The sequence below is a fragment of the Amaricoccus macauensis genome (genome assembly GCF_014201905.1).
Lineage (GTDB): Bacteria > Pseudomonadota > Alphaproteobacteria > Rhodobacterales > Rhodobacteraceae > Amaricoccus > Amaricoccus macauensis.
Genome location: NZ_JACHFM010000001.1, coordinates 1,042,589 through 1,057,724 on the forward strand (window position 1 = coordinate 1,042,589; position 15,136 = coordinate 1,057,724).

General features: G+C 67.2%; 17 protein-coding genes. 3 read left to right on the plus strand and 14 right to left on the minus strand.

All coding sequences use genetic code 11. The annotated features are described in order from the left end of the window. Positions 1-41: 41 nt before the first annotated feature. The 5 genes from bfr to hemA form a co-directional block, all read right to left on the minus strand. Positions 42-527, minus strand: coding sequence for a bacterioferritin (gene bfr, locus HNP73_RS04955; protein ID WP_184147487.1), 486 nt, complete (start codon positions 525-527; stop codon positions 42-44). A 106-nt stretch (positions 528-633) separates the two neighbouring features. Further along, a complete protein-coding gene (locus HNP73_RS04960) occupies positions 634-885 on the minus strand; it encodes a (2Fe-2S)-binding protein (RefSeq protein ID WP_184147488.1) in 252 nt (83 codons plus the stop codon). 288 nt (positions 886-1,173) lie between these two features. Next, on the minus strand, positions 1,174-2,889 hold the full coding sequence (locus tag HNP73_RS04965) for a calcium-binding protein (RefSeq protein WP_184147489.1): 1,716 nt from the start codon (positions 2,887-2,889) through the stop codon (positions 1,174-1,176). 314 nt (positions 2,890-3,203) lie between these two features. Next, entirely contained in the window at positions 3,204-4,286 is a 1,083-nt protein-coding gene (locus HNP73_RS23605) for a calcium-binding protein (RefSeq protein WP_184147490.1), read from the minus strand. Positions 4,287-4,541: 255 nt separating this feature from the next. After that, entirely contained in the window at positions 4,542-5,756 is a 1,215-nt protein-coding gene (gene hemA / locus HNP73_RS04975) for a 5-aminolevulinate synthase (protein WP_184147491.1), read from the minus strand. A gap of 198 nt (positions 5,757-5,954) precedes the next feature. Between hemA and HNP73_RS04980 the strand changes: the two genes are divergently transcribed. Then, a complete protein-coding gene (locus tag HNP73_RS04980; protein ID WP_184147492.1) occupies positions 5,955-6,518 on the plus strand; it encodes an isopentenyl-diphosphate Delta-isomerase in 564 nt (187 codons plus the stop codon). Here HNP73_RS04980 and HNP73_RS04985 read toward each other — a convergent pair. After that, positions 6,496-6,924, minus strand: a complete 429-nt coding sequence (locus HNP73_RS04985; protein WP_184147493.1) for a DUF1810 domain-containing protein — start codon at positions 6,922-6,924, stop codon at positions 6,496-6,498. The two genes, HNP73_RS04980 and HNP73_RS04985, sit on opposite strands and share 23 nt — an antisense overlap. Positions 6,925-6,987: 63 nt before the next feature. Next, complete coding sequence (locus tag HNP73_RS04990) at positions 6,988-7,788, minus strand: DeoR/GlpR family DNA-binding transcription regulator (RefSeq protein WP_184147494.1); 801 nt, start codon at positions 7,786-7,788, stop codon at positions 6,988-6,990. A gap of 184 nt (positions 7,789-7,972) precedes the next feature. Here HNP73_RS04990 and HNP73_RS04995 point away from each other — a divergent pair, with 184 nt between their 5' ends. Further along, complete coding sequence (locus tag HNP73_RS04995; RefSeq protein WP_184147495.1) at positions 7,973-8,443, plus strand: NUDIX domain-containing protein; 471 nt, start codon at positions 7,973-7,975, stop codon at positions 8,441-8,443. Between the two features lie 3 nt (positions 8,444-8,446). On the opposite strand, the gene HNP73_RS05000 is transcribed toward HNP73_RS04995, so the two are convergent. After that, positions 8,447-9,445 carry an NAD(P)H-quinone oxidoreductase gene (locus HNP73_RS05000; RefSeq protein WP_184147496.1) on the minus strand — a complete coding sequence of 333 codons (999 nt, stop codon included), beginning with the start codon at positions 9,443-9,445 and terminating at the stop codon, positions 8,447-8,449. Positions 9,446-9,500: 55 nt separating this feature from the next. Beyond that, complete coding sequence (locus HNP73_RS05005) at positions 9,501-10,250, minus strand: COQ9 family protein (RefSeq protein WP_184147497.1); 750 nt, start codon at positions 10,248-10,250, stop codon at positions 9,501-9,503. Between the two features lie 133 nt (positions 10,251-10,383). On the opposite strand from HNP73_RS05005, the gene rpsU reads away from it, so the two are divergent. Continuing rightward, positions 10,384-10,590: a 30S ribosomal protein S21 gene (gene rpsU / locus HNP73_RS05010; RefSeq protein WP_184148041.1), complete on the plus strand. Its 207-nt coding sequence runs from the start codon at positions 10,384-10,386 to the stop codon at positions 10,588-10,590. A 148-nt stretch (positions 10,591-10,738) separates the two neighbouring features. Here the strand turns inward: rpsU and HNP73_RS05015 are convergent, their stop codons facing one another. The 5 genes from HNP73_RS05015 to HNP73_RS05035 are packed head-to-tail and all read right to left on the minus strand — an operon-like array spanning position 10,739 to position 15,062. Then, complete coding sequence (locus HNP73_RS05015) at positions 10,739-11,455, minus strand: exopolysaccharide biosynthesis protein (RefSeq protein WP_184147498.1); 717 nt, start codon at positions 11,453-11,455, stop codon at positions 10,739-10,741. Continuing rightward, positions 11,452-12,054 carry a hypothetical protein gene (locus HNP73_RS05020; RefSeq protein ID WP_184147499.1) on the minus strand — a complete coding sequence of 201 codons (603 nt, stop codon included), beginning with the start codon at positions 12,052-12,054 and terminating at the stop codon, positions 11,452-11,454. The genes HNP73_RS05015 and HNP73_RS05020 overlap by 4 nt, the downstream gene beginning before the upstream one ends. A gap of 22 nt (positions 12,055-12,076) precedes the next feature. Then, the gene (locus HNP73_RS23890; protein ID WP_184147500.1) at positions 12,077-12,238 is read right to left on the minus strand and encodes an aa3-type cytochrome c oxidase subunit IV; all 162 of its coding nucleotides are present in this window, start codon (positions 12,236-12,238) and stop codon (positions 12,077-12,079) included. Between the two features lie 59 nt (positions 12,239-12,297). Further along, on the minus strand, positions 12,298-13,386 hold the full coding sequence (locus HNP73_RS05030) for an MBL fold metallo-hydrolase (RefSeq protein ID WP_184147501.1): 1,089 nt from the start codon (positions 13,384-13,386) through the stop codon (positions 12,298-12,300). After that, positions 13,383-15,062 carry an acyl-CoA dehydrogenase gene (locus tag HNP73_RS05035; protein ID WP_184147502.1) on the minus strand — a complete coding sequence of 560 codons (1,680 nt, stop codon included), beginning with the start codon at positions 15,060-15,062 and terminating at the stop codon, positions 13,383-13,385. The genes HNP73_RS05030 and HNP73_RS05035 overlap by 4 nt, the downstream gene beginning before the upstream one ends. Between the last annotated feature and the right edge of the window lie 74 nt (positions 15,063-15,136).

Below are 15,136 nucleotides of genomic sequence, written 5' to 3' on the forward strand. Positions count from 1 at the left end.
CGGCGGCACCCGGGTCAGAAGGCCCGGATGCCCGTCGTCCCTCACTCCACCTCGTCGGTGGACTTGGAATTGAGCTGGTTCCAGTTCTGCTCGCCGATCCGGTCGACCAGATCGATCTGGGTTTCGAGGAAGTCGATGTGGCCTTCCTCGTCGCCCATCAGCTCCTCGAAGAGATTCTTCGACACGTAGTCGCCAACCTTTTCGCAGTAGTCGCGGGCCTCCTTGTAGAGGTTGCGCGCGTCATATTCGGCGGCGAGATCACACTTCATCGCCTCGACGGGGCTCTCGCCAATGCGGAGCGGATCGAGGGTCTGAAGGTTCGGATGCCCTTCGAGAAAGATGATACGGTCCATGAGCTTGTCCGCATGGTGCATCTCCTCGATGCTCTCCTTGCGCGACTTGTCGGCCAGCTTGCCGACACCCCAGTCGTCCTGAAGACGGTAGTGCAGCCAGTACTGGCTGATCGCCGTCAGCTCGCTCCTGAGGGCCTTGTTGAGATATTCGATTACGCCAGAGTCGCCCTTCATTGCGCCACCTTTCCTTCGTGTCATGCGGGCTTGCCCGCTCGCACACGTAAGCTAGGCGGTCCCGGCCCGGGCCGCAATATGGAATCGTTCTAAAAAGTGCGGCAGCTCAGACTTCTTCGAGCCGCGCCCGTTTTTCCCTCCGCCGAAGCCCGCGCAGCTCCACCGGAACCGCGAGATTGTCGTCCGCCCGCATCTTCTCCACGAACAGCTTGATGCACCCGCCACAGTCGGCGGACTTGCCGAGAGCGCGGTAGATCTTGCCGGGGGTGATGAGTGTGTAGGGGTCGGACGCCCGCATCCACGCGATCGCATCGCGAATGTCCGTATCAGTGACTCGGCAGCAGGAGCAGACGATCATCGCGGTACGCCGGACTGGTGATTCAGGCTGGGAGTAACCTGACAGCATCACTCGGGAAATGCAACGACTAATCCAGTCAACAATTGGGGACACGGGCTCTACCGCCCCCCACTCTCAGTGGCGGGAGTCGAAGCTTGTCAGGTCGAGCTCGCCCGCGAGCGCGAAAGCGCCCTCGGAATTTGCCCCGGATACACGTCGTAAGCCGATTGCGCAGCAGATGGGAGTGAAGCGGCCCAGGGGGAAAGGCCGCTTCCGTGCATGATGCGCCGGGATCGGGCGCGCATCCGGCTAGAGCAGGAAGTCTCCCGCCACCAGATGCGCGTTGTTGGCGATATCGATCTGGAAGTCGGCGATCCTGTCGCCGTTCACATCCCCGGCGAGGGTGCCGTTGTGGTATCTGAGTTCGCCCGGTGTCTTCGAGAACGGCGTGTCGCCGATGAAGTGGAACGCCTGATCGGCATAGGCACGGCTGTTCGCGTCCATGCCGCGCAGATCGATCCGGTCGCCGGCCCCATGCGAGAAGTCTCGGATCACGTCGGCCTGCGCCCCCTTTCCGGTGTCGGACACCGCGTGGAACAGGAAGCGGTCGCCGCCGGTGCCGCCGATCAGCACGTCGCGGCCGGCGCCCCCGTCGATGATATCCCTGCCGCTGCCACCGTCGAGGGAATCGTTGCCGCCGCCACCCGCCACCGAGTCGTTGCCCGTGCCGCCGCGCAGCGTATCGTTCCCGCCGAGGCCCATCAGGGTGTCGTCGCCCGCGCCGCCGCCGAGAGCGTTCGCGCCGTTGCCACCGATGATGTAGTTGTGGTCCGACAGGTCGCTCCGCCCGGTTTCGAGCGCGCCGATGTCGATGTCGCCGACCCTGAGCTTGCCGTTGAGATCGCGCGCGACGTTGCCGTGGTCGCGCGTGCCGCTGTCGACCGCGGGCGAATCCGCCTGCAGCCGGAAGTTCTGCTTCGGGTTGACCAGCATCGGATCGACGCCGAGCAGGTTGCCGTCCTTCACCTTCAGCGTGGTGTTGCCGCCGGTGTTGCGGATCGAGGCATGACCGTCGGTGCCGTTGAACGTGAGGTTACCCTTCCAGACGTTGTCGGAGTTCCGGTAGCCGGTGAAGGATGTGTTGTCGATCGCGCGGTTGTTGGGATTGATCCCCGGATTGGTCACCGCGATGTTGTTGACCCAGACGTTGTGGCTCGAGTTCATGTTGCTGAGTTCGCCGTGCCAGTTGCCGGTACTCTTCGGATCGACGTTGTTGTGATAGGCCGTGTTGTTACGAATGGTCGCGTAGTCCGTCCAGTCGACCTGAATCCCCTTTCCTCCGTTGCCGAAGACGAGATTGTTCTCGACCAGTGAGCGGAACAGGTACGCCGGGCGGTTCGGATCCTGCGTGTTCCTGAAGTCGTCCATGATGATGCCGTTGCCGTCGCTGTGCGGCCCGGTCTTCGTGACGTTGTTGTAGGAGATATTGTCCCGGACGATGATCCGGAAGCCGACCTTCGAGGGATTGCCTGTCAGGTTCTCAGGGTGAAAGACCGAGATCCCGGAGAACGGGCCTGCGGCCGCATTCTTGAAGGTGGTGTTGCCGCTGATCGTCACGAAATCGGAACGCGACGCCGACACCCCATGGCCGCCGTTGTCGTGTGAGATGTTGTTGCTGATGACCACGTGGTGCGTGAGGTTCGCGGTGATGCCCGCCCGGTTCGCTCCGGAGACGTTGAAGCCATCAAGCTTCACGTAGTCGCCCTGAACATGCACGGCGTGGTCTGCATTGTCCGGCGCCACGATCTTCGCGGCCCCCTCCTTTGCCGATCGGACGGTGACGTAGGCGCCGGGCTTTCCGCTGGCCGAGATTCGGACGGATTCGTGATAGGTGCCCGCCCCCACCTCGACCGAGTCACCCGCTTCGAGCTTCCACATTGCCTTGGAGATCGTGCGGTAGGGCGCAGCCTTGCTGCCGTTGCCGGACTGGTTATTTCCGGAAACCGAAACGTAATACGTCGTCATAGCTCAAGACCTTGAACATTCGGGCGAACAGTATCGCATCACTGCGAACGCGATACAGTCGGACGCAAGTATGCGACCAACACCCGAAACAGACGAGCATCGCTATAGTGTCCGCCCCACCGCGGATAACCGGTTAATCCGGCACATTCGTCATGTTGGAGTTTCAGAAACTCGCGGGAAAGTTATGACAGTATGAGCGATTCGCTCAACATGGCACCCTTCCGCTGAGCGGATACCCGCCAAAGTAGCACGCGGGCCGGCGAACGCACGCGCCCGCCGGCATCGAATTCGGCCCCGCACCCAGCCTCAGGCGCTCAGAGAATGAAATCCGCCGCGCTGTACGCGGAGGCCGTGATCGCGCCGTCGAAAATGTCGACCTGGAACTCCGCCGCCGCGTCACCGTCGATGTTGGCGTAGACTCTCGTGGTCCAGCCGCTGTCGACGCACCAGACACGCCCAATGCCGGTTCCGCCGAAGACGAAAGCCTGGTTCCCGACCGCGTTGAGATTGGAGTCGATGTTCGAAAGGTCGATCCGGTCGCCCTGGGCAGCGCCGGGCCCGTCGAAGGCGAATGCCGTGCCGCCGCCGGGCCGAAGCTCGTCGCGGCCCGATCCGGCAGGGCTTTCCGCGACCGTATTGAAGTCGAAGATATCGCGCCCCGCGCCGCCGACGATGAGATCCTGTCCGCGCCCACCCTGGATGAAGTCGTCGCCGGTCTCGCCGGTGATCGAATCCGATCCGTCGCCGCCGAGCACGCGGTCGTTGTTCGCCCCGCCCGAAAGCGCGTCGTTGCCGCCATTGCCGCGCAGCACGTCCGCTCCCGCGTAGCCGATGAGCATGTTGGCGTAGGAATTGCCGATCATGACGTTGTTCTGGTCGTTGCCCTGCACCCTGTAGATGTCGTCGAAGCCCTCGGCGACGATGACGGTCTCCACATTGGCAGCGAGCCGCGAGTACTCGCCCTGGTCGGGAATCTCGGTCTGCAGGATCTGGGTGTCGTTGCCGCCCGAGGCGGTTTCGGTGACCGAGTCAAACAAGGTATTGATGATGTAAGTGTCGTTACCGGTTCCGCCGACCAGCCAGCATCCGGCGCCGCCACCCACGAGCGTGTCGTTGCCCGACCCACCTTCGAGACTGTCGTATTCGTACTCGTCGGACACCTGCCCGCTCAGGAAATCGTTGCCGGCGCCCCCCATGAGGGCATCATATCCCAAACCGCCGTAGATGATGTCGTTTCCGTCACCTCCATTGAGGAAATCATTGTCGGCGCCACCATTCAGGAGGTCGGCCCCGGCCAGACCGTTCAAGGTGTCTTCGCCGCCGTAGCCATACATGGTATCGGCGCCGTTTGATCCAGTAATTCTGTTGTTGCCATTGTTGCCATTGTAGACAGGCATGCACTTCTCTCCAATATCAATATTAACTACTTACAAGCAATACACTCCGTAATCCGGAATTCCGGTCGAAAGCTGGACAATCAGATCTTGGGGTTCCCGAAATTCGGGACGTAGGAGCGCATCAATTAGTCATGCGACCGTAGCACTCGCCCGGCGATTCGTCACGGACGAATGCCGTCATGCGATTGGCCGCTGGCGCCACATCGTCATGCGGCACCAGCGGCTCTGTTCAGCAACCGGAGGGGTGGAGGTCGCTCAGGCGACCGCGCGCGACAGGGCGCAGTGGCTCCAGAGGTCGGAGAGCGCCCGGGTCAGGTGGTCGAGATCGCCGTCGGTGTGCATCGGCGACGGCGTGAAGCGCAGCCGCTCGGTCCCCTTCGGCACGGTGGGATAGTTGATCGGCTGGACGTAGATCCCGTAGTCGTCGAGCAGGATGTCGGAGATCATCTTGCACTTCACCGGGTCCTTCACCATCACCGGGACGATGTGGCTCGGGTTCGGCAGGTGCGGGATTCCCATGGCATCGAGGCGCGAGCGGAGCTTGCGCACCATTTCCCGCTGCTTCTGGCGCTCGATCTGGCTGACCTTCAGATGCGCGATGCTCGCGCGCGCGCCGGCAGCGATCGCCGGCGGCAGCGAGGTGGTGAAGATGAAGCCCGAGGCGAAGCTGCGGATGAAATCCACGAGCGCCGCCGAGCCGGTGATGTAGCCGCCGACCACGCCGAAGGCCTTGCCGAGGGTGCCCTCGATCAGCGTCACCCGGTCCGCGAGCCCACGCTCTTCCGCGACGCCGCCGCCGCGCGGGCCGTAGAGCCCGACCGCGTGCACCTCGTCGAGGTAGGTCATGGCGCCGTACTTCTCCGCCACGTCGAGGATTTCCTCGATCGGCGAGATGTCACCGTCCATGGAATAGACGCTTTCGAAGGCGACGATCTTCGGCCGGCCCGGCGCGATGTCGCGAAGCTGGCGCTCCAGATCCTTCGGATCATTGTGCTTCCAGAGCCGCTTCTCGCAGCGGGCGTGCCGGATGCCCTCGATCATCGAGGCGTGGTTCAGCGCGTCGGACAGGATCACCGCGTCGGGCAGGCGCGCGCCGAGCGTGGCGAGCGACGCCCAGTTCGAGACATAGCCCGAGGTGAAGAGCAGCGCCGACTCCTTGCCATGCAGGTCGGCGAGCTCCCGTTCCAGCAGGACATGGTCGTGGGTGTTGCCCGAGATGTTGCGCGTGCCGCCGGCACCCGCGCCTGTGCGGTCGATCGCCTCGTGCATTGCCGCGAGAACCTTCGGGTTCTGCCCCATGCCGAGATAGTCGTTCGAGCACCAGACCGTGACGTCGCTCGCCTTGCCGTCGCGATACCGACGCGCCCGTGGAAACGCCCCGGTCGTGCGTTCGAGTTCTGCAAAGACCCGGTAGTTTCCATCATTGCGCAGCGTATCGAGCTGGCTGCGGAACAGGGCGTCGTAGTCCATTCGCAATTCCCTCACGTCCACCGGCCGCCGCCGCTGGCGCCCCTTCCCGGTACTCTCTGGTTCCTTCACGTTGACACAAAAGTCAACCGCAGTAGTCCCCAGCAGCGTCAATCTACCACAGGACCTTCTCTCGGTCGATCCGGGCCCCGGGCGACTTTCGTCTTGAACTGTTTCTGCCAGATCGCGAAAGACCGGCGTATGTCGCGAATCTCCGACGATCTCATTCCCGCCTGGACGCCTGCTGGCCTCGAACCGATGCCGAAGCTCGAGGTCCATCGCAGGGGCCTGCTGCATCCGGCCGTTTCGGTCTTCGTCATCGCCGGCACGGGCGGAGACCTGCGCACGCTGCTGCAGCGGCGGGCGGCGGGCAAGTACCACTCGGGGTTGCTCTGGGCCAATGCCTGCTGCACCCATCCGCGCTGGGACGAGCCGCCCCTCGACTGCGCCCACCGGCGCCTGTCGGAGGAACTCGGCATCACCGGCCTCGATCTCGTCTGGCGCGAGCGGCTCACCTACCGTGCCGAGGTGGGGGGCGGGCTCATCGAGCATGAGGAGGTCGACGTCTTCGTCGCCCGGTGCGAGGCGGAGCCGACCCTCGACCCGGATCCGGCCGAGGTGTCGGACCTGCGCTGGGTCAGCCTCGACGCGCTCGGCGCCGAGATCGCCGCCAACCCCGCCGCCTTCGCCCCGTGGCTGCGCATCTACCTGGAGCGCTCCGCCGGCCGGATTTTCGGAGAACTCACCCCGGATCAGCATCCCTGAGGAGCGCGAGCGTCCGCGGGTCCGGCTCAGCCCCGGCGAACGCCCGAAGCGCCTCGGCAAAGAGCGGCTCGCCGGGGGCGGACGCCTGAAAAAGCGTCATCGACGAGCGGAACTTGAGGGCGTCCACCGGACCGAGGATCTGGCTCGCGTCCCGGCCGGCGTGCCGGAGCATGAGCCCGGTGACCTCGCGAAGCCGCGGCCCGAGGATCGGATGCGCGAGATAGTCCCGTGCCTCGGCGGCAGAACCGAGAGCATAGCGCACCGCCATCTCGCTTCCCCCGAGCCCGGCGATCTGCGGGAAGACGAACCACATCCAGTGGCTCCGCTTCGCCCCGGCGGCAAGTTCTGCCAGAACGGCGGGCCAGACCCGGTCCTGCGCCGCGATGAAGCTGTCAAACCGGGTCATGGTTCTTTCCCCGTGAGAGGGCAAAACTCGTGCGTTCGGCCGCCGGTTCCCCGGAGCGGCGCGTCAACCGGCCGCGGAGGCGGCCGGTGCGGTGGGCGCGACCACGATGAGCCGCACGCCCGCGGCTTCGAGCATCGCCGCCGAACGGTCGTCCACGCGATCGTCGGTGATGATCGTGGCGATCCGCTCCAGCCCGCAGAGAATGAGGCTCGAGCGGCGTGAGAACTTGCTCGAATCAACCAGCACCACCAGTTCATCGGCCTGATTGATCAGCTTCTGCTCCGCCTGGATCAGCAGCGGGTCAGCCTCCATCAGCCCGAGCGACCCCATGCCCTGCGCGCCCATGAACATGTGCCGGGCGTAGAAGTTGCGGGTGACGTCGTTCTCGAATGGCGAAAGCACGATCATCTGCTCGCGATAGATCGTGCCGCCCGGGATGAGGACGGCGTTGCGCGACTGCCGGAGCAGATGCTCAGCGATCGGGAAGGAGTTCGTCATCACCTGCATCCGCCGACTGGCGAGCGGGTAGACCATCTGGAAGGTGGTGGTCCCGCCGTTGATGATGATCGACTCACCGTCGGCACAAAGCTCGACCGCCGCCCGGGCGATGGCGCGTTTCTCCGCCACGTGCGAGGTTTCGTTGAGGCTCCACGGCCGGCCGGCGAGGCCGGTGAACGCCGGTGGCGTGATCGCCTCGGCACCGCCCCGGACGCGCCGGAGCTTCTTCTGCATGTGCAGTGCTGCGATGTCGCGCCGGACCGTCGCCTCGGACGACTCGGTCAGCTCGACCATCTCCTGCACCGTCACCAGCGGCTTGCCCTGGACAGCTGCGAGGATCACGCGATGCCGCTCCCGCTCGTGCATGGCGATCCTCCTCTTCTCCAGGAGGCAAGGCTGGCACCGGCTGGCGGCGACGTCAATCAGGTTCGATCAAGTTCGGCCATCAAGGATCACGGGGCCGAAACCGCGCCGCATTGCCGACCTCTCCCGGGGAGCCTAGCGTCTCGCTGCCAATCGGAAAGCCCGTCAACCCGAAAGGATCTGGCCCTTGCTCCGCAGCCTGCATCTCCACGCCGGGGTTCTCCTCAGCCGGATCACCGAGCTTTTCCGCCCGCGGCTGAGCCTCGGGGTGCGGCTGCTCGCGCTCGATGACGCGGGCGGGGTGTTTCTGGTGCGCCACTCCTACCTGCCGGGCCTGCACCTGCCGGGCGGCGCCGTCGATGCGGACGAGACCTGTCGCGCGGCGGCGGTGCGCGAGGCGGCGGAAGAGGGCGGCCTCGTGCTGCCGGAGCCCCCAGAGCTCTTCGGCGTCTACCGGAGCGGCTTCGGCGGCCGGCGTGATCACACGGTGCTCTATGTCAGCCGCGGCGCCCGTCAGCCGCAGCAGAAGCGCCTCTCGCTCGAGATCGTCTCGGCGCGCTTCTACCCGCTCGCGGCATTGCCGGGCGATCTGAACCGCCCGACCCGCGAGCGGATCGCCGAAGTGCTCGACGGCCACCCGGTCAAGGAGACCTGGTGAGGCTCAGGCGACTTCCAGGATGATCTTGCCGGCGACCTGACCCGATTCGAGCCGCGCATGCGCCTCCGCCGCCTGTTCGAGCGGATAGCTCTCGGCAATGACCGGCGCGATCCGGCCGGTATCGAGCAGCGGCCAGACCTCGCGGAACAGGCCCTCGGCAATGCGCGCCTTCGCCTCCACCGACTGCGGCCGGAGCGTCGAGCCGGTGATCGTCAGGCGCTTCACCATGACGAGGGAGAAGTTCATCGAAACCTCTGCCCCCTTCTGATGCGCGATCATCACCAGCCGGCCGTCCGGCGCGAGCGCCCGCACGTCGCGGGGGAGATAGTCGCCGCCGACCATGTCGAGGATGACATCGACGCCGCGTCCGCCGGTGGCGTCCTTCACTGCCGCGACGAAATCCGCCTCGCGGTGATTGATCGCCATCTCGGCGCCGAGTTCGAGGCAGGCGTGACACTTGGCCTCGGTCCCCGCCGTCACGAAGACCCGCACTCCGCGCGCCCGGGCGATCTGGATCGCCGTGGTCCCGATGCCCGACGATCCGCCGTGGATGAGCAGGCTCTCGCCCGCCGTCAGGCGTCCGCGCTCGAAGACGTTGCTCCAGACGGTGAAGAAGGTCTCACAGAGCCCCGCCGCCTCGATCATCCCGAGCGGCTCGGGCACCGGCAGCGCGTGGTCGGCGGGCGTCACCACGTATTCCGCATAGCCGCCCCCGGGCAGCAGGGCGCAGACCTCGTCACCGACCTTCCAGCGTGAGACCCCGGCACCAACCGCGGCCACCTCGCCGGCGGCTTCGAGCCCCGGCAGGTCGGACGCGCCCGGCGGCGGCGCGTAGGATCCCGCCCGCTGGAGCAGATCGGGCCGGTTCACCCCGGCCGCGCGCACCCGGATCAGGATCTCGCCGGCCGCGGGCTGCGGCACCTTGCGGACCGCGGGAACCAGCACTTCCGGGCCGCCCGGCCCGCTGATCTCGACGACGCGCATCTCTCCCGGCAGTCCCATGGAACTCTCCCCCTGACCCTTGTACCCCTCTAGTCCCCCGCGCCGGGCGGCCGGGTCAAGGGCGTGTCGCGGCGGGAGGCTCGGTCGTGGAAAGCGAGCCCGGCAGGTCGGCCGGCGCGTGACGCGGCGCCCTGACCCGCTCGAGGATCGCCGTCGGGGCCTTCATGAGAGCGGCGGCGAGCGGGTTCGCCCGCACCTTCGCCTTGACGCTCTCGATGCGCATCACGTCATCGATGCGGCGGCCAACGAATTCGCGCGTCGCCGAAAAACCGGGGGTGTCGTCGCCAAGCCAGTAGAGCAGCGCCGAGGAGTAGACCGCCGACAGGGTCGCGCGCTTGGAATACCATGAGAAGTCCCGCGCCGTGTCGCCGAGCGCGGTCCAGATCGTGTCCGATGTGTGCCAGATCGCCCGCGCCCCATCGGCCGCATGGGTCGGCAGGGCAAAGAGCGTGGCGCCGCGCCGCACCGCCTCGCGGTCGTCCGCGACGAGTTCGAGCCGGCGCATGACCGCCCAGGCAATCCTGTCGCGAAAGCGAAGCCCGAGGAGATCGGCGGTCCGGAGTTCTTCGGCGAGCTCTGCATCCTTGGCATTGTGGAACGCGAGGGCGAGATCCACGCCGCCCCGCGGAAAGGCGAGCCGCGCGAGGCCGGGCTCGACGCCTGAATCCTCGATCGCCGCCGAGAGCGTGCGCTCGGTCCAGCCGTCGAAGGCGACATGCGGCAACGCCGCAGCGATCACTGCGGTTCGGGTCGCGGCCAGATGGTCTTCCTCGGTCACGTGGTCGTCCGGGCGGTCGTCGGTCATCACATCCCCCAATTCGCGGGTGCCAACTGTGGACAGTCGGCGCATCCACAGTTATATAACGCCCCTCGGCCGGTTTTCGAACCGGCCTTCGTCATTCACTCATGCACGACATCGGGAAGGTGGTGAAAGCACAGTGCAGGTAATGGTTCGTGACAACAACGTCGATCAGGCGTTGCGCGCGCTCAAGAAGAAGCTGCAGCGCGAGGGCGTATTCCGCGAAATGAAGCTCCGGCAGCATTTCGAGAAACCGTCCGTCAAGAAGGCCCGTGAGCGGGCCGAGGCCATCCGTCGCGCGCGCAAACTCGCGCGCAAGAAGATGCAGCGCGAAGGCCTCCTCTGACCCCCTGACCGACAGGTCACGACGCTTTATGCACCAGGCCGCGCCTCCCGGGCGCGGCCTCTCGCATTTCCGGGAGGCATTTCCGGCCGCGTTTGCGCTCATTCCGGCGCACAGGTTCCGGCGCACAGGGGCCCGCCGCCGGGCGGCGCTAGAGCCCCAGCCCCTGTTGGGCGAGAAGGATGCCCGCCTCGGTCATGCCCCAGAGGAAGCCCGAAGCGACGACAACCCCTGCCGCCGCCACGCCGCCGCCTGCCACCACCATCAGGCCGTCGCGCGCCAGCAGCCCGAGCGCCATCAGCACCAGCGCGAAGCCCGGCAGCGAGTTGCCGAACGGAATCGGCAGGAAGATGATCGTGGAGAGCAGCAGGCCGATCGCGCCCACGACCCGCCGTCCGATCCGGCCGGTCAGCGCGTCATGGCGCGGCCGCATTCGCGCCTCGAGCTTCCGGAGCCTCGGCACGATGCGATCGACCAGCCGCGCGAGATCGCTCCGCCGCATGGACCGCCGCCGGATGAACCCCGGCAGCCACGGCGTCCGTCGCCCGAGCATCATCTGTCCGGTGACGAGGATGAGGGGGGCGCCGAGGATCGCCGACACGCCGGGCAGCGCCACCGGCAGCATGTTCGGCGCGGCGAAGAGCACGATCAGCGGGCCGTAGGCCCCGATCTCGAACGATTCGACCAGATCGCCGAATGACACGCGTTCGCCGGTGCCGCTGCGGGTCAACCGGACGAGGACCGACGATATCCCGATCCCGCCCGCGTCAGGCGGGGTGGCGGGAAGCTCCGGCTCGGGCCGCTCCGGCTCGGGCCGCTCTGGCTCGGGTGGTGCGCCGGGCCGGAGCTGGCAGGCCGCTCCGGTCACGACCGCGGCTGGTCGCTGCGCTCCCAGACCTTGTTCTGTCCGACGTCGTTCTCGCGGACGTAGGTGGTGGTGACGCCGGGCATCTGCTCGAAATCACGGCGGAGCCCCTCGGGGAAGATGCTCTTCGTCACGCCGTCGAACTGCGGAACCGTGCGCAGCACGTCCGCCGCGGCGAGCGAGCACATCATCTTCATCTGCTGCCCCTCGGCCTGGGCATTGGCGATGAGCTGGTCGGCCACCGCGCGGCTGACCGGCACCTTGTCGATCTCGACGAAATAGCCGAAGCGCGCGTGATAGCGCTCATAGTAGTCCACGTAGCGCGGCGTCATCCCGTAGTGAACGTCCCCAGCGCGCGGCAGATCCGGGTGGGTGAAGGTGCCCGCCGGATCATAGAGCACCTGTTGCGAGCCGCTGATGAGCAGGCCCGCGTGCTCCGAGCGCCCGGAGGACTCGTTCACCATGGACATGAGCGTCACCGACGGCGCGTCGGGGCTCTCATAGCGCGCAGCGATGATCGCCTCGGGACTCGCGGGCGTGTACATTTCGCAGCCGGCAAGCGCGGACGCCGCCAGCAGCGCGGGGAGGGCGCGGCGAATCAACGTATCCTGCGGTCTGCGGCGATCAGGAGTTGAAGATCGCGAGGAAGATCAGGACGAGCGCGGCGGCGCCGAAGACGTAGACCCAGAAGTGGACAAACGACACGAACGTCCGCTCGTGTTCCGCCTCGACATTGATCGCGGTGGAATGCGCCTGCCCGCCATGTCCGTGATTTTCGCTCGCCACTGCCCGTCTCCTTCAACCCACGCTCCGGGCACCCGCCTCGGTCCGGTTCGGCGGAAGTTTTACCGCGAAGCGTCGGGCATGTCAGTGGCTAATTCGTCGCGCCTCGCGGCCCCGGCGACGGCCTGCCAACGCCATGCGCCATCGGGCGCGGACTCGCGAACCGCCCGCCCCGCCCGGGTGAGCCGGTTCAGGTGTCCGAGCGCTTCGTTCAGAGCGAGGAGATACTCGCCCGACCCGATCGTCCGGCCATAGAGCACCGCGAAGCAGTCCGCCGCACGCCGTGGCTCGCTCAGGAAGGCTTCGAGCCGGTCGAGACCGATCTCGCCATGTTCGAGAAGCTCCGCGAGACGCGCGCGCAGTCCGAGAAACGGCCTGCGGTGGCCGGGCAGCCCGAGCTGGTCGGTCCCGGCCAGTGCGCCCAGCCGGCGGCAGGAGGCGAGCCAGTCGCCGACCGGATCCGCCTCGGGCTCGGAGACCTGCACGCCGAGGTTCGGGGTGATGCCGGGCAGCACCTGATCGCCGGTGACGACGATCTCGTGGCCGATGCCCCAGAGCGTCGCGTGCTCGCGGGCGTGGCCATTGCCGATCTCCACCCGCCAGCGCCGACCGCCCGCCACGATCTCCTGCCCCTGTCCGATGGCGCGGAAGCCGAGGGCGAGACGCGAGACACAGTCGGCGAAGTTGAACGGCCGCTTCGCCGCCCGCTCGGCGATGATCTCGCCGGGCACCCCGAGCCGGCGCCAGTGGGCAAGCGTTTCGGGCGGCGGCCGGTCCTGCTCGTCGAGCGTCAGCATCCGCGCCGTCACCCAGGCGGTGCGCGTGGTCCAGACCTCGGCGCCCTTTGCCTGCAACCAGCCCGCGAGGCCCACGTGGTCGGGGTGATGATGCGTCACCAGCACCCGGCGCACCGGCTTGCCGCGCAACGGCCCGGACAGGAACATCTCCCAGACCTCGCGCGTCCGCGGCGAGTCGAGCCCGGTGTCGATGACGGTCCAGCCATCGCCGTCATCGAGGGCGTAGACGTTCACGTGATCGGGACGGAAGTTCTGCAGCGGAACGCGCAGCCAGAGCACGCCTTCGGCGAGTTCCACCGCCTCGCCGGGAGCCGGCGGGGTGAAGGGAAAGGTGACTTCGGGAACGTCCTTCACGCGCCGCAGCCCTCGAGCGCGCCGGCGCCCTCGCAGGCGGCCTCGCAAAGGGCGGCCACCTCGGGCAGGAGCTGGCGGATCTGGAAGCGGGCGAGGGGCATGCGCGCCTCGTCGGCAAGCCCGGCGCGCAGCAGATAGTGCCCGCCGAGGACCAGTGCGAACGCCCGCAGATAGCGCGTGGCACCCGCGAAGCGATCGTTCGGCTCGGACGCGAGCATCCACTCGGTCGCGGACTTCACCTGCAGCGCCGCGTCGGCCAGCCGCTCGCCGAGATCGCCGCCCGCCGCCTGCGCCGTCGCCGCCACCTCCGCGAGCAGTTCCCGCGCCGCCGCGCCGCCGTCCATGAGCTTGCGGCCGACGAGATCCATTGCCTGCACGCCGTTCGTGCCCTCGTAGATCGCGGTCACCCGCACGTCGCGGTAGTACTGCGCGACGCCGGTCTCCTCGATGTAGCCCATGCCGCCGAAGACCTGCATTGCCAGATCGCTGACCGAACAGCCGGCGTCGGTGCCGAAGGCCTTGGCGATCGGCGTGAGGAACGCGGCGCGCGCTGCCCATGCGGGCTCGCCGGTCGCGGTTGCCATGTCGATCGAGAGCGCGCAGTCGAGGCAGATCCCGCGTGCCGTCGCCACGGTCGCGGCCATGGTCGCGAGCATTCGCCGCACGTCAGGGAAGCCCGAGATCGTCTCGACGCCCGCCACCGGTGTCTTGCCCTGCTTGCGCTCCTCGGCGAAGGCGCGCGCCATCTGGTACGCCGCATCCGCCTGTGACAGGCCCTGCACGCCGACGCCGAGCCGGGCGTTGTTCATCATGGTGAACATCGCCGCCATCCCGCGATGCGCGCCGCCGATGAGCCAGCCGGTCGCGCCATCGAACTCCATGACGCAGGTCGGGCTGCCGTGCAGGCCGAGCTTGTGCTCGAGCGAGATCGGCTTGAGGCTGTTCGCGACGCCCGGATTGCCATCGGCGTCGGGCAGGAACTTCGGCACGAGGAAGAGCGACAGCCCTCTGGTGCCCGGGGCGCCATCGGGAAGCCGCGCGAGGACGAGGTGGCTGACGTTCTCGGCGACGTCGTGATCGCCCCACGAGATGAAGATCTTCTGCCCGGTGATCCGATAGGTTCCGTCATCCGCCGCTTCGGCACGGGTGCGCACCGCGCCCACGTCGGTGCCGGCCTGCGGCTCGGTCAGGTTCATCGTGCCGGTCCACGTCCCGTCGATCAGCTTCGGCAGGTAGAGCGCCTTCAGCTCGTCGCTGGCGTGATGCTCCAGCGCCTCGATCTGCCCCTGCGAGAGCAGCGGGCAGAGCGACAGCGCCATGTTCGCCGCCGAGCACATCTCGTTCAGGCATTCGAGCAGCGTCACCGGCAGGCCCATGCCGCCGAACTCCGGATCCGCCGCGAGCCCGACCCAGCCACCGTCGGCGAGCGCCCGGTACGCCTCGCCGAAACCGGGGCTCGCACGGACGACGCCGTTTTCCAGCCGCGCGGGGTGGAGGTCGCCGGCCCGGCGCAGGGGGGCGAGCACATCCTCGGCGAGCCGCGCCGCCTGATCGAGAATCGCCTCCACCGTCTCGGGCGTCGCCTCGGCGAAGCGTTCCGTTGCCGCGACCCTGTCGAACCCCAGCACCCGATCGAGCAGGAAGCGCATTTCGGCGACAGGAGCGCGATAGGTCATGGGGAAATCCTTTGGACGAGTGGACGTCTGCCCGCCGCTCGGGCTAATGCTTGTGCGGGCTCTGAAGGATAGGC

Bases quoted from the DNA above. Each gene is read 5' to 3' on its own strand.
- bfr (WP_184147487.1), bottom strand. From the start codon at position 527: ATGAAGGGCGACTCTGGCGTAATCGAATATCTCAACAAGGCCCTCAGG.
- HNP73_RS04960 (WP_184147488.1), bottom strand. From the start codon at position 885: ATGATCGTCTGCTCCTGCTGCCGAGTCACTGATACGGACATTCGCGAT.
- HNP73_RS04965 (WP_184147489.1), bottom strand. From the start codon at position 2,889: ATGACGACGTATTACGTTTCGGTTTCCGGAAATAACCAGTCCGGCAAC.
- HNP73_RS23605 (WP_184147490.1), bottom strand. From the start codon at position 4,286: ATGCCTGTCTACAATGGCAACAATGGCAACAACAGAATTACTGGATCA.
- hemA (WP_184147491.1), bottom strand. From the start codon at position 5,756: ATGGACTACGACGCCCTGTTCCGCAGCCAGCTCGATACGCTGCGCAAT.
- HNP73_RS04980 (WP_184147492.1), top strand. From the start codon at position 5,955: ATGTCGCGAATCTCCGACGATCTCATTCCCGCCTGGACGCCTGCTGGC.
- HNP73_RS04985 (WP_184147493.1), bottom strand. From the start codon at position 6,924: ATGACCCGGTTTGACAGCTTCATCGCGGCGCAGGACCGGGTCTGGCCC.
- HNP73_RS04990 (WP_184147494.1), bottom strand. From the start codon at position 7,788: ATGCACGAGCGGGAGCGGCATCGCGTGATCCTCGCAGCTGTCCAGGGC.
- HNP73_RS05000 (WP_184147496.1), bottom strand. From the start codon at position 9,445: ATGGGACTGCCGGGAGAGATGCGCGTCGTCGAGATCAGCGGGCCGGGC.
- HNP73_RS05005 (WP_184147497.1), bottom strand. From the start codon at position 10,250: ATGACCGACGACCGCCCGGACGACCACGTGACCGAGGAAGACCATCTG.
- HNP73_RS05035 (WP_184147502.1), bottom strand. From the start codon at position 15,062: ATGACCTATCGCGCTCCTGTCGCCGAAATGCGCTTCCTGCTCGATCGG.